This window comes from Microbispora sp. CA-135349, assembly GCF_050947365.1.
Lineage (GTDB): Bacteria > Actinomycetota > Actinomycetes > Streptosporangiales > Streptosporangiaceae > Microbispora.
Map to the genome: position 1 here is coordinate 922,961 of NZ_CP192001.1, position 11,945 is coordinate 934,905.

Sequence of the window (11,945 nt, forward strand, 5' to 3'; positions counted from 1 at the left end):
CAGTCTCGGCAGGGAGTCCTGTATGTTTCTCCGGCACCGCGGTCTCGGTCTCGGTATCGGCGCCGTCGCGGTCGCACTCTCGCTGGCCGCCTGCGGCACCTCCTCCGGTTCCGGCTCGGGCGCCGCCGCCGGAACGCCCGCCGCCGAGGCCGCCAAGAAGGCCGTCGCCAAGGGTGGCGCGGACTTCGGCACCGCCGCGGAGAAGACCGCCGCGATGGGCACGGACGCCAAACCGGGCGAGTGGCCGCGCACCGTCACCCACGCCATGGGCACGACCGAGATCAAGGCCGCGCCCCAGCGGGTCGTCGTCCTGGACGTCGGGGAGCTCGACAACGTCGTGTCCCTGGGCGTCAAGCCGGTCGGCTTCGCGCCCAGCGAGGGGTCGCCCGAACTGCCGTCCTACCTGAAGCAGGACGCCGGCACCCCGAAGAACGTCGGCACGATCAACAACCTCAACCTGGAGGCGATCGCCGGGCTGCACCCGGACCTGATCCTCGGCAGCCAGTTGCGCGCCGCCGAGCAGTACGACGAGCTGTCGAAGATCGCCCCGACCGTGTTCTCCATCCGTCCCGGGTTCACCTGGAAGGAGAACTACCTCCTCAACGCGGCCGCCCTCGACAAGACCGAGGAGGCCACGGCGAAACTCGCGGAGTACGACCGCAAGGTGAAGGACCTCGGCGCGAAGCTGGGCGACGACAAGCCCGTCGTCTCGATGGTGCGCTTCATGCCCGACGGAGCGATCCGGCTCTACGCCAACGCCTCCTTCATCGGCACCATCCTCCAGGACGCCGGCATTCCGCGCCCGGACAACCAGAACATCCCCGACCTCGCCGCCGAGGTGAGCGCGGAGAACATCGACCAGGCGGACGCGGACGTCATCTTCACCGGCGTCTACGGCGATCCGAAGGCCACCGACAAGGCGGCGGTCCAGGGCAATCCGCTGTGGAAGAACCTCAAGGCGGTCAAGGCCGGGCACGCCTACGAGGTCCCGGACGAGACCTGGTATCTCGGTCTCGGCGTCACCGCCGCCATGCAGGTCGTCGGGGATCTGGACAGGTACCTCGCCGGATAGGCGCACGCGGTCCCCCACCGGCTCCGAGAAAGCGAACGAATGCCCAGTGCCACCCGACGCCGCGTCGGCCCGACGGCCGGGGGCGCACTCCTGCTGGTTCTCGCCGGACTGCTGGTCCTCGCCGTGCTGCTCAGCCTCGCGGCAGGCAGCCGCCCGATCGCGCCGAGCGTGGTGGTGGACGCCCTGCTGCACGGCGGGGTGCACAGCGGCGGCGAAGCCCACGTCGTACGGTCGTTGCGGGTGCCTCGCACGCTCGTCGGGGTGATGGTCGGCGTCGCCCTCGCCGTGGCCGGCACGGTCATGCAGGGCATCACCCGCAACCCCATCGCCGAGCCCGGCATCCTGGGCGTCAGCCAGGGCGCTTCGGTGGGCGTGGTGTGCGCGATCGCGTTCTTCGGCGTGCACTCACTGAGCGGTTACGTGTGGTTCGCCTTCGCGGGCGCGGGGATCGCGGCGGTCGCGGTCTACATCATCGCCAGCGGCGGACGCGGCGGCGCCACCCCGGTCACGCTCGCCCTGGCCGGCACCGCGATGAACGCCCTGCTCGCCTCCGTCGTCTCCGCCATAACGACGACCGACGCCGAGGCCCTGGACGAGTTCCGGTTCTGGCACGTCGGCTCGATCAGCGGGCGGAGCGCCGAGATCGCCGGGCAGACCTGGCCGTTCCTCCTCGCGGGGCTGCTGCTGGTCGCCTCGATGGCCCGGGGACTCGACGCGCTCGCGCTCGGGGAGGACGTGGCCAAGGGACTCGGCCACAACGTCCCCCTGCTGCGGATCCTCGGAGGTCTCGGCGCCACCGTCCTGACCGGCGTCGCGGTCGCCGCCGCCGGCCCGATCGCCTTCACCGGCCTGGCCGTCCCGCACATCGCGCGGGCGCTCGTCGGCACGGACCACCGCTGGGTCCTTCCCGCGGCGGCCCTGCTCGGTCCCGTGATGATCCTGGTCGCGGACGTGCTCGGCCGCGTCGTCTTCCCGCCCTCGGAGGTGCCGGTGGCCGTCATGACCGCACTGCTCGGCGTGCCGTTCCTGATCGCACTGGTACGCAGGAAGGCGGTGGTGGCGGCGTGACGATGCCCGGTAGCCCCGTGCGCCCCACCGGCTTCTCGGTCCTGCGCGCGGGGCGGGGCAGCTTCCTGCTGCACCGCAGAGCGGCCCTCGTCGCCGCCCTGCTCGGCGCGGTGCTCGCGGTGACCGCCGTCGTCTATCTGTGCGTCGGCGAGTCCTTTGTCAGCCCCACGGAGGTCGTCCGCGTGCTTGCGGGGCGACCGAGCCCCGACGAGTTCGTGGTCGGCACCCTGCGGATGCCCCGCCTCGTGGTCGGCCTGCTGGCCGGCGCCGCCTTCGGCATCGCCGGGGCCTTCATCCAGGCCGTGGCCCGCAACCCGCTCGCCAGTCCGGACGTGATCGGTGTGACACACGGCGCCGGCGCGGCGACCGTCGCCGCGATGACCTTCGGCGTCACCGCGCACACCGCGTTGCCGTACGTCTCGATCCTCGGCGGCCTGGCCGCTGCCGCGCTGGTCTACGTCTTCGCGTGGCGCAGGGGCCTGCACGCCGGCCGCTTCGTGCTCATCGGCATCGGCATCTCGGTGGCACTCGGCTCCCTGACACAGCTGTTCCTCACCAAGGGCGACTACCTGGTGGCCCAGCAGGCCAAGGTCTGGCTCACCGGATCGCTCAACGGCCGCGGCTACGACCACGCCGCACCGCTCGCCTGGACGCTGCTCGTGCTGACGCCGGCGCTGCTCTGGGCGGCCAGGGCCCAGCGCACGGTGTCGTTCGACGACGACACGGCGACCGCTCTCGGCGTACGGCTCGGCCGGGTCCGCCTGGGCCTGACCGTCCTCGGCGTCGTCCTGGCGTCGGTGGCGACGGGCGCGGCGGGCCCGGTCGACTTCGTCGCGCTGCTCGCCCCGCAGATCGCCCGCCGTCTCACCCGCACCGCACAGATCCCCCTGGCCGGCTCCGCGCTGGCCGGCGCCCTGATCGTGACCGTCGCGGATCTGCTGGCCCGCAGACTGTTCTCCCCGATCGAGCTGCCGGTCGGCGTGTTCACCGCGGCGGTGGGCGCCCCGTATCTGATGTGGCTGATCGTCCGCACTCGCAGCCGTTCCGGAGGCACCGCATGACCGGAAACCGCCTGAGGGCCGAAGGGCTCGTGCTCACGTACGAGGACCGCACGGTCGTCGACGGCCTCGATCTGGAGATCCCGGACGGGCAGGTCACCGTCATCATCGGGCCCAACGCGTGCGGCAAGTCCACGCTGCTGCGCGCGTTGGGCCGGCTGCTCAGGCCGCGGCGCGGCGCGGTCCTGCTGGACGGCACCGAGCTGGCACGCATCCCCACCAGACGGGTCGCCCGGGAGATCGGGCTGCTGCCGCAGACCCCGGTGCCGCCGGAGGGGATCACGGTCTCCGAGCTGGTCACCCGCGGCCGGCAGCCACACCACAAGTGGTGGCAGCAGTGGACGGAGGCGGACGAGAAGGCCGTGAGCGAGGCGATGGACCGCACCGCGACCGGCGATCTCGCGGAGCGGCCGGTCGACGAGCTGTCCGGCGGTCAGCGGCAGCGGGCCTGGATCGCGATGGCCCTCGCCCAGGACACCGGCCTCCTGCTGCTCGACGAGCCGACGACCTACCTCGACATCGCGCACCAGGTCGAGGTGCTCGACCTGGTGCGGCAGCTCAACCGCGAGCGCGGCCGGACCGTGGTCGTCGTCCTGCACGACCTCAACCAGGCCGCCCGCTACGCGGATCACCTCATCGCCATGAAGGCGGGACGCATCGTCGCCCAGGGCGCACCGGGCGACGTCATCACCGCCGATCTGGTCCACGAGGTCTTCGGACTCACGTCGGTCGTCGTGCCGGACCCGGTCACGGGAGGCCCGCTCGTCGTGCCGGGCGCGCCCTGGCAACGCGAATAGGTCCTTGTGGCCTCAGGGTCAGGGGATCGGGGTTTTCTCAGGGTTCCTCGCGGAACGTGGATTACCCGACGGTCCGTTGAACCGGGTGAACGAAAGGAGCCGATCGATGTACCGATCGAGGCAGCACAAGATCATCGCTGGCGTCTGCGGGGGGATCGCGGACCGGTACGGCATGTCGCCGACGGTCGTGCGGGTGCTGTTCCTGCTGTCCTGCATCCTGCCGGGTCCGCAGTTCGTGGCCTACCTCATCATGTGGGTGCTGTTTCCCAAGGCCCCGTCCGCTTCCGCTCACGGCTACGACCACTCGTACGGCCACAGGTAGGAAGCACGGGGCGGGTGGCCGCGTTTATGCTCACATCGGAAGAGGTGAGCGATGATGCGGCAACGGCCCCTGACGCTGGTCCAGGACGAGCTGGTCGACTACGAGAAGGCCATGGAGCGCATGGCCGCGCTGGTCGAGGAACGACAGGACGACGCGCGGCCCGACACTCTGTGGCTGCTCAGCCATCCGCCGGTCTTCACGATCGGCAAGCGGACGCTGGAGACCCACCTGCCCGACCCGTCGGCCGGCATTCCCGTGGTGCCGACCGGCCGTGGCGGCCAGCTCACCTATCACGGGCCCGGGCAGCTCGTCGGTTATCTCATCGTGAAGCTGCGGGACGGCGAGGGCGTGGTCGACTACATCCGCGAGGTCGAGCTGCGGCTGGTCGAGGCGCTGGCCCGGATCGGCGTCCCGGCCGAGCGCCGCGACACCCCGCCCGGGTCGGAGCTGCTCACCGGCGTGTGGACGCGGGACACCGGGCGGAAGATCGTCTCGATCGGCATGCGGTCGAGCCGGTCGGTCACCAGCCACGGCTTCGCGCTCAACGTCGACGGCGACCTCACGCCGTGGAACCTCGCCATCCCCTGCGGCATGCCCGACGTGGAGATGACCTCGATCGCCCGCGAGCTCGGACGGGCCTCCATGGAGGAGACCCGCCCGGTCGTCGCGGAGGCGTTCGAGGCCTCCTGACGCCGCGGGTCACAGGGACGTCGGCGGTCACAGGGCCCGGGCCGCGCTCTCCAGGCCGCGGGCCACCCGCTCCCGCCAGTCGTCGCGGAACATCGGCTGTGCTCGTTCCTCCAGTACCCACAGCGTGAGCTGAAGCCGGCGCAACGCAGTGAAGTCCCCGATCGCGTCCTCGTGGCTCGCGGGCAGCGGCCGTACGGCGCGGTATCCCGCGAGCAGCGCGGCACGCAGATCCGCGGCGTGTGGCAGGTGGGCGAGTTCGCCCGCGGTCACGGCCAGGTCGTAGGCGAAGTGGCCGTACCCGCAGTCGTCGAAGTCGATGGCGCGGACCTCGCCGCGCTGGAAGAGATAGTTCTCCTGGTGCAGGTCGCCGTGGATCAGCCCGTAGGCGTCCGGGCCGTGGCCCAGGGCGTCCCGGACGCGCCGGACGCGGTCCGCCACCGTCCGCACGATCTCGGCGCCCGCCGCCGAATGCACCTGCTCCACCAGGCGTGCCGCCTGCTCGGCCTCCTCCTGCGGCGGGGCCGCGGTGCGGCGGCCCGGCTCGGTGACGGCGTCGACGCGTCCCCGGGTGAAACCGGCCGGCGCCGTCCACCCGGCGCTGTGCAGGTGCAGGTGTGCGGTGAAGGCGCCCACCCGGCGCAGGTGCGCGGTGGTGAGCGCGGTGTCCAGGAACCGGCCGTCCACCCAGTGGTACAGCACGCAGCTGCGTGCCGCCGGCACCTCCGCGTGCTCGGCCACGGTCAGCAGGTCACCCGTACGTGTGGGCACCGGCTCGGGGACGGCCAGCGCGGTGTCGCGGCGCAGGGCCCGCAGCCACAGGGCCTCCGACCTGACCATCTCCGGGCTCGGGCCGCCGGGGCGCTGGACGCGGAGCACGTAACGCCGGCCGTCCGCGCCGTCCACCCGGAAGGTGGTGTTGAAGCCCTTCGCCATCGCGGTCAGGCGGGCCACCGGCACGTCGTAGGCCGACAGTGCCGTGCGGGCGAGCGCGGCCAGGCGGCGCGTGCGCCCCGCGCGGCTCAGTGCCTCGAACGGCGTGCGCCCGGTGTTGTCGATCATTAGACGAGCGTACGGCCCGCCCGGGTGGGGCGGGCCGTATTCCGGGCAGATCAGGCCACGGGCTCGGGCCGGCCGACGTCGTCGCCCATGTCGTCAACCGTGCGGCGGGGCCCGGCGAACCAGTGCTTGGCCGACAGGTGCCACCACAGGGCGATGCCGACGAGCACGGCGCCCACGGCGATGGGGGCGTAGTTCACCGACGTCCAGGCGAAGTCCTTGTTGCCCGGGACGCCCGCGGGGGCGATGGGCAGGATGAAGTAGATCGAGATGATCGCGATCTCGATCACCGCGATCCAGGACAGCGCCTTGTATTTGCGTCCCAGCGTCCACGGGCCCGGCTGGAACGAGTCTCCGGCCCGCAGCCGCAGCCAGATCGGGATGAGGAACGCCAGGTAGAGCCCGATCACCGCGATGGACACCACGGCGAGGAACGCGACGGGGGTCGTCGTGCCCTCGGGCGCGTAGAGCGCGGGCAGCGTGATCAGCAGCGCGACCCCGGAGCCACCGATGATCGCGTTGACCGGCGTGCGGTTGCGGTCGACCTTCGACCACAGCCGCCAGCCCGGCACCGCGCCGTCTCTGGAGAACGCGTACATCATCCGGGACATCGACGTCACGCAGCTCATGCCGCAGAAGAACTGGCCGATGGTGGAGATCCCGAAGATGACCGTGGCGAGGGAGGACGACAGAGACGAGGTGAAGATGGCCCCGACGAAGCCGCCCTCGGCGTTGACGGCGTCCACGTTCGTCGCCGCGAACAGGAACGACAGCAGCAGGATCCAGCCGCCGATCGCGGAGTAGAAGATCGACTGCCACAGGCCCCTGGCCGCGGTGCGGGCCGCGCCGTGGGTCTCCTCCGACACGTGGGCGCAGGCGTCGAAGCCGGTGATCGTGTACTGCGTGAGCAGGAAGCCCAGCGGCAGCACGTACAGCCAGAACGCCGGGCCCGAGTCGCCCTCGCCGAAACCGGAGTGGTTGAAGGTCTCAAACAGGAAGCCCACGCTCTGGTGCTTCGACGGACCGAAGATCAGGATCAGCACGACGGCCGCCGCGCCGAACACGTGCCACCACACCGAGACGTTCTGCAGCAGCGAGATCAGGCGGTGGCTGAAGATGTTGATCAACGCGTGCAGCACCAGGACGATCGCGAACAGCAGGAAGGTCTGCCGCAGCGCGTTGCCGCTCGCCCAGGAGTCGCTGAACCGGCCGATGGTGATGTTCAGGAAGGTGGCGCAGCCGTAGTCGACCGACGCGGTCACCGCGATCAGCCCGATCAGGTTGAGCCAGCCGGTGAACCAGCCGTGCACCGGCCCGCCCAGCTTCGCGGCCCACCAGTAGATGCCGCCCGCCGTGGGGTACGCGGAGACCAGCTCCGCCATGCAGAACCCGATGATCAGGATGAACGCCGAGATCAGCGGCCAGCCGATGGAGATCGCCAAAGGCCCGCCGTTGTTCCACGCCTGGCTGAACGTGGTGAAACAGCCGGCCAGGATCGAGATGATGGAGAAGGAGATCGCGAAGTTGGAGAACCCGCTCCAGGTGCGGGCCAGTTCCTGCTTGTAGCCGAGTTCCGCCAGTCGCTTGGCGTCGTCGTCGTGGTCAGCGTCGTCGAGGGCTTGCGCCACTGAGGCCTCCTCTAACCGGTGCGGAGTTTCCGGACGCCGTCGATCAGGCGGCCGAAGCGTGGATCATCGAGGTCGCGTACGGCTTGGGCGAACTTGTCGGCGGCCTCGGCGGAGTAGTCGAATCCGGGCATGGCCCCGTCGCGGACCAGCCCCTCGTGGATGACGAACCAGAGCGTCCAGGTGAGGTTGGACATGATCAGGTTCAGTCGCACCCGGGGAACGTGCTCGTCGTCGCCGAAGTAGGCCCGCGTGAGCCGTACGACCTGGTCGGGGTCGAAGTCGGACTCGGCGGCGATGTCGCCCAGCTCGAAACAGGGGTCGTTGTTGCCGGAGAGCTGGTAGTCGACGATCCGGACGCCGTCGCCGGTGACGATCAGGTTCTCGGCCAGCAGGTCGTTGTGGCAGGGGGCCGTGGGGAGCGGGCGCCGGGCCAGCGCCGCCTCGATGCCGGCCACGGCCGGTAGCACGTCCTCGTACCCGGCGGGGAGGGCCAGGCCGTGGGCGCGGCAGCGCGCGACGAACTCCCGGAGCTTGTCGAAGATCGAGAAGTCGTTGCCGAAGCGGGGGCCTGCGTGCAGGCGGCGGCAGGCGTCCGCGACCTCTTCGATCCGCGCGGCCACGGCCGGGGCGTCGAGGGTGACCCCCTCGACGTACTCCAGGAGGAGGACGCCCGGCAGCACGTGGACGACGCGGGGGCCGATCCCGGACGACGCCGCGGCGACCGTGTTGGCGATCTCCTGGTCGAGCGGGATGCCGAGCCCGGTCTCGGCGATGCGCGGGTCGAGCACCCGCAGGAGCCAGCGGTCGCCGTCCTCGCTGTCGACCCTGGCGATGTGGTGGCTGAGCCCGCCCTTGATCGTCGTGAAGGTCAGCGGCCGCCCGGCCCAGGCCGTGACGAGATCCATTGCGTCTGCGACGGGATCTGGCATGCCCGGCTCCTTTTGGTCTACCTTCAGACCATTGATCCGATTGTCTGGGCCGGGTGTTACAGGACGGTACCGATGTCGCAACTTCCCGCAGAAGCCCGCGCGGTCGTCATCGGCGGCGGAGTGGCTGGATGCAGCGTCGCCTATCACCTCGCCCGGCTCGGCTGGACCGACGTGATCCTGGTCGAGCGGCACGACCTCACCGAGGGCACGACCTGGCACTCCGCCGGCTTCGTCGGCCAGCTGAGGTCCACCGTCACGCAGACCCGGATGATCATGTATTCGGCCGGTCTCTATCCCGAACTGCGCGAGCTGACCGGGCTCGATCCGGGCTGGCACGGCGTGGGCGGCCTGCGCCTGGCGACCACCCCCGAGCGCATGGAGGAACTGCTGCGCCAGGCCGGGGCCGCCGAGACGTACGGGCTCGACCTGGAGGTGCTCGACCACCGGGGCACACTCGACCGGCTGCCGCTGCTGGAGGTGGGCGACGTCCTCGGGTCGCTGTGGCTGCCGGGGGACGGATGGCTCGACCCGGCCCGGCTCGGTCACGCCCTGGCCGAGGGCGCCCGCAGGCTCGGCGTACGGATCTTCACCGGCGTGGAGGTCACCGGCATCGACGTCCACGGCGGCCGCGTGACCGCCGTACGGCTGCGCGGCGAGGACGGCGAGCACGTCGTGCGCACGGAGACCGTCGTCGACGCGGCGGGCGCGGCGGCCGGGGTGGTCGGCCGGATGGCCGGGGCCGACATCCCGATCGTGCCGATCAAGCACCAGTACGTGGTGACTCCGGCGTCCGGCGTCCCGGCGGACACGCCGACCGTCCGGGACCCGGACAACATCGTGTACTTCCGCGAGGAGGACGGCGGCATCCTCGTGGGCGGCTACATCAGGAGTCCGCAGGTCTGGGACACCGACCGGCCTCTGTCCGCGCCCCGCACGCTCTTCACGCCCGACATGGCGAAGTTCCGCGAGTCGTGGGACTCGGCGGTCCGGCGGGTGCCGTCACTGGGATCGGTCGGGGACGGCGACGACCCGGCGGCGTTCCGCAAGGTCGTGCACGGGCCCGAGGCGTTCACGCCCGACGGGGAGTTCCTGCTGGGGGAGACCGCGGTCGCCGGACTCTGGGTGGCGGCCGGCTTCTGCGTGCACGGCCTGGCCGCCGCCGGCGGCGTGGGCAAGGTCATGGCCGAGTGGATTGTCGAGGGCGCTCCGGAGTATGACGTCTTCGGCATGGACGTCCGCCGTTTCGGCGGGCATGCCCGATCCGCACGCTGGGCCCGCGCCAGAGCCCTGGACTCCTACAGCAAGTACTACGACATCGTCTATCCCGGTGAGGAGCGCACCGCCACCCGGCCGCTGCGCCGTTCGCCGGCCTGGGTGCGGCACGAGGCGCTGGGCGCGTCCTTCGGTGAGAAGGCCGGTTGGGAGCGGGTCAACTGGTACCCACCCACCTCGGATGAGGACGTGGCACGGCCGAGGGGCTGGGCGGGCCGAGTCTGGTCTCCGGCCATCCGCGAGGAGTGCCTGGCGACGCGGGACGCCGCCGGGCTGTTCGACCAGACGTCCTTCGCCAAGTTGGAGATATCCGGATCTGTCGCTGACCTGGAGCGGCTGGCGGGCAACACTCTGGACCGGCCCGTCGGCGCGGAGTTCCACACGCCGGTCTACACGCCGGTTTACCCAGTGGTCCACCCGGTGGTCTACACCCAACTGCTCGACGAACGCGGCGGCATCGAGGCGGACGTGACCGTGACCCGGCTGGCGGAGGACCGGTTCCGCCTCGTCACCGGCACCGCGTTCGGGGTCCACGACGCCGCCCTGCTGCGCCGTCACGGGCTTGCGGTCGCCGACGTCACCTCCGCCTACGCGTGCTACTGCCTGTGGGGGCCTCGCGCCTACGAGATCCTGGCGTCGCTGAGCGACGACGATCTGACCTTCGGTTACCTGCGGGCCGCCGAGATCAGCGTGGGACACGTCCCGGTGCTCGCCCAGCGGGTCACGTTCGTGGGCGAGTTCGGCTGGGAGCTCTACTGCCCGTCCGAGTACGGGCTGACGTTGTGGGACTCCCTCATGGAGGCGGGCCTGCCGCACGGCATGCGGCCGGCGGGCTACCGCGCGCTCGACTCGCTGCGGCTGGAGAAGGGCTACCGCGTCTGGGGCCTCGACGTCACGCCGGAGACCACCCCGCTGGAGGCCGGGCTCGGCTTCGCCGTACGGCCGGAGCGCCGGGCCGCCCTGCCGCGTCCCCGTACGGCGCTGCGCTGCCTGGTGCTCGACGACGAGCGCGACGTGTGCCTGGGTGGCGAGCCCGTCCGGCTGGACGGCCGTCCGGTCTCCCGTGTGACCAGCGGTGGCTTCGGCCACCGGGTCGGCCGCTCGATCGCGTACGCCTATCTGCCCGTGGAGGTGGACCCCGGCGGCCGGGTGGAGATCGGCGTCAACGGCCGCCGCGTGGGCGCCACCATCACCCATGAGCCGCTCTACGACCCGGACGGCTCCCGCATCAAGGCCGAGCCCTGGGCGGCAACCGGTAGGTGAAGGCCCAGCGGTCGGTGCTGATCTTTCGGCGGGTGTAGCGGTGGGGGTGGCGGTAGCGGTCGCGGTTGTGGAACTGGCAGGCCGGGCCCAGCAGTTTCAGGTCGGTGAGGCTGCCAGTGCTCCAGTTGTCGGCGTGGTCGATCTGGCACATGGTGGCGGGCAGGGGGCAGCCGTCGATCCAGCAGGTGGCGTAGCGGGCGTAGACGGCTCTGCGTTGGGCGGGGGTGGCCAGGCGGACCTTGCGGCCCATGTCGAGCACCTGTCCGTCGGCGTTCATGACCAGCCGCACGAGGGCGGAGGTGCGGGCCAGGCGGTGCACGCTGGAGACCGGCAGCATCTGCCCGGTCGCCAGCAACAACCCCGGCGCTGCCCCCAACACAGCTCCCAGCAACGACCCGAGCGACGCACCCGGTGACGCTCCCGGCGCCGTGCCCGCCGGCGGGTGTCCATGGCGCACGTCGGAGCCTGCGGTGGGGCGGACTCGCAGGAACCGCCGCGCGTGGTCGGCCCGCTCGTCGCGTTCTTCCCCGTCGGGGTCGAGCACCGCGCGCAGGTAGCGGCCGGCTTTGGCCACCTCCGCCGCGCCCGCCTTGCCCGCCAGCTCCAGCAGGATCGGCTCAGCCAGGCTGGCGTGCTCGTCGCTCAAGTGGGCGGTGGCGGTGCAGATCGCCTCCACCACCCCCGCCGCCAGGTCCCCGGCGGCGAACTTCTCTCGCACCCGGGGCAGACGCGCCAGCTCCACCGCCAGCGTGAGCAGGTCCAGCACGGTCAGCTCGGGCCACTGGCGGCG

General features: G+C 71.4%; 11 protein-coding genes. 7 read left to right on the forward strand and 4 right to left on the reverse strand.

Going from position 1 to position 11,945, the window contains the following annotated elements:
• Window positions 1–22: 22 nt before the first annotated feature.
• The 6 genes from ACQPZZ_RS04620 (at window position 23) to lipB (ending at window position 5,007) form a co-directional block, all read left to right on the forward strand.
• Window positions 23–1,072: an ABC transporter substrate-binding protein gene (locus tag ACQPZZ_RS04620; RefSeq protein ID WP_432929257.1), complete on the forward strand. Its 1,050-nt coding sequence runs from the start codon at window positions 23–25 to the stop codon at window positions 1,070–1,072.
• 39 nt (window positions 1,073–1,111) lie between these two features.
• Window positions 1,112–2,140 (forward strand): FecCD family ABC transporter permease, encoded by a 1,029-nt coding sequence (locus tag ACQPZZ_RS04625; RefSeq protein ID WP_432929259.1) that lies wholly within the window; start codon window positions 1,112–1,114, stop codon window positions 2,138–2,140.
• 2 nt (window positions 2,141–2,142) lie between these two features.
• On the forward strand, window positions 2,143–3,201 hold the full coding sequence (locus tag ACQPZZ_RS04630; RefSeq protein ID WP_432934282.1) for a FecCD family ABC transporter permease: 1,059 nt from the start codon (window positions 2,143–2,145) through the stop codon (window positions 3,199–3,201).
• Window positions 3,198–3,995: an ABC transporter ATP-binding protein gene (locus ACQPZZ_RS04635; protein WP_363645761.1), complete on the forward strand. Its 798-nt coding sequence runs from the start codon at window positions 3,198–3,200 to the stop codon at window positions 3,993–3,995. Before ACQPZZ_RS04630 ends, ACQPZZ_RS04635 begins: the two co-directional genes overlap by 4 nt.
• Before the next feature lie 106 nt (window positions 3,996–4,101).
• Window positions 4,102–4,317 carry a PspC domain-containing protein gene (locus tag ACQPZZ_RS04640; RefSeq protein ID WP_432929261.1) on the forward strand — a complete coding sequence of 72 codons (216 nt, stop codon included), beginning with the start codon at window positions 4,102–4,104 and terminating at the stop codon, window positions 4,315–4,317.
• Window positions 4,318–4,371: 54 nt separating this feature from the next.
• Complete coding sequence (lipB, locus tag ACQPZZ_RS04645) at window positions 4,372–5,007, forward strand: lipoyl(octanoyl) transferase LipB (protein ID WP_432929263.1); 636 nt, start codon at window positions 4,372–4,374, stop codon at window positions 5,005–5,007.
• Between the two features lie 27 nt (window positions 5,008–5,034).
• Here the strand turns inward: lipB and ACQPZZ_RS04650 are convergent, their stop codons facing one another.
• The 3 genes from ACQPZZ_RS04650 to ACQPZZ_RS04660 are packed head-to-tail and all read right to left on the reverse strand — an operon-like array spanning window position 5,035 to window position 8,620.
• Complete coding sequence (locus tag ACQPZZ_RS04650; protein ID WP_432929265.1) at window positions 5,035–6,066, reverse strand: phosphotransferase enzyme family protein; 1,032 nt, start codon at window positions 6,064–6,066, stop codon at window positions 5,035–5,037.
• A gap of 50 nt (window positions 6,067–6,116) precedes the next feature.
• On the reverse strand, window positions 6,117–7,691 hold the full coding sequence (locus ACQPZZ_RS04655) for an amino acid permease (protein ID WP_432929268.1): 1,575 nt from the start codon (window positions 7,689–7,691) through the stop codon (window positions 6,117–6,119).
• Between the two features lie 11 nt (window positions 7,692–7,702).
• Window positions 7,703–8,620 (reverse strand): phosphotransferase, encoded by a 918-nt coding sequence (locus ACQPZZ_RS04660; protein ID WP_432929270.1) that lies wholly within the window; start codon window positions 8,618–8,620, stop codon window positions 7,703–7,705.
• A gap of 72 nt (window positions 8,621–8,692) precedes the next feature.
• On the opposite strand from ACQPZZ_RS04660, the gene ACQPZZ_RS04665 reads away from it, so the two are divergent.
• Window positions 8,693–11,155, forward strand: coding sequence for a GcvT family protein (locus ACQPZZ_RS04665; protein WP_432929272.1), 2,463 nt, complete (start codon window positions 8,693–8,695; stop codon window positions 11,153–11,155).
• Here the strand turns inward: ACQPZZ_RS04665 and ACQPZZ_RS04670 are convergent.
• Window positions 11,121–11,921 carry a DUF222 domain-containing protein gene (locus ACQPZZ_RS04670; RefSeq protein WP_432929273.1) on the reverse strand — a complete coding sequence of 267 codons (801 nt, stop codon included), beginning with the start codon at window positions 11,919–11,921 and terminating at the stop codon, window positions 11,121–11,123. The two genes, ACQPZZ_RS04665 and ACQPZZ_RS04670, sit on opposite strands and share 35 nt — an antisense overlap.
• Between the last annotated feature and the right edge of the window lie 24 nt (window positions 11,922–11,945).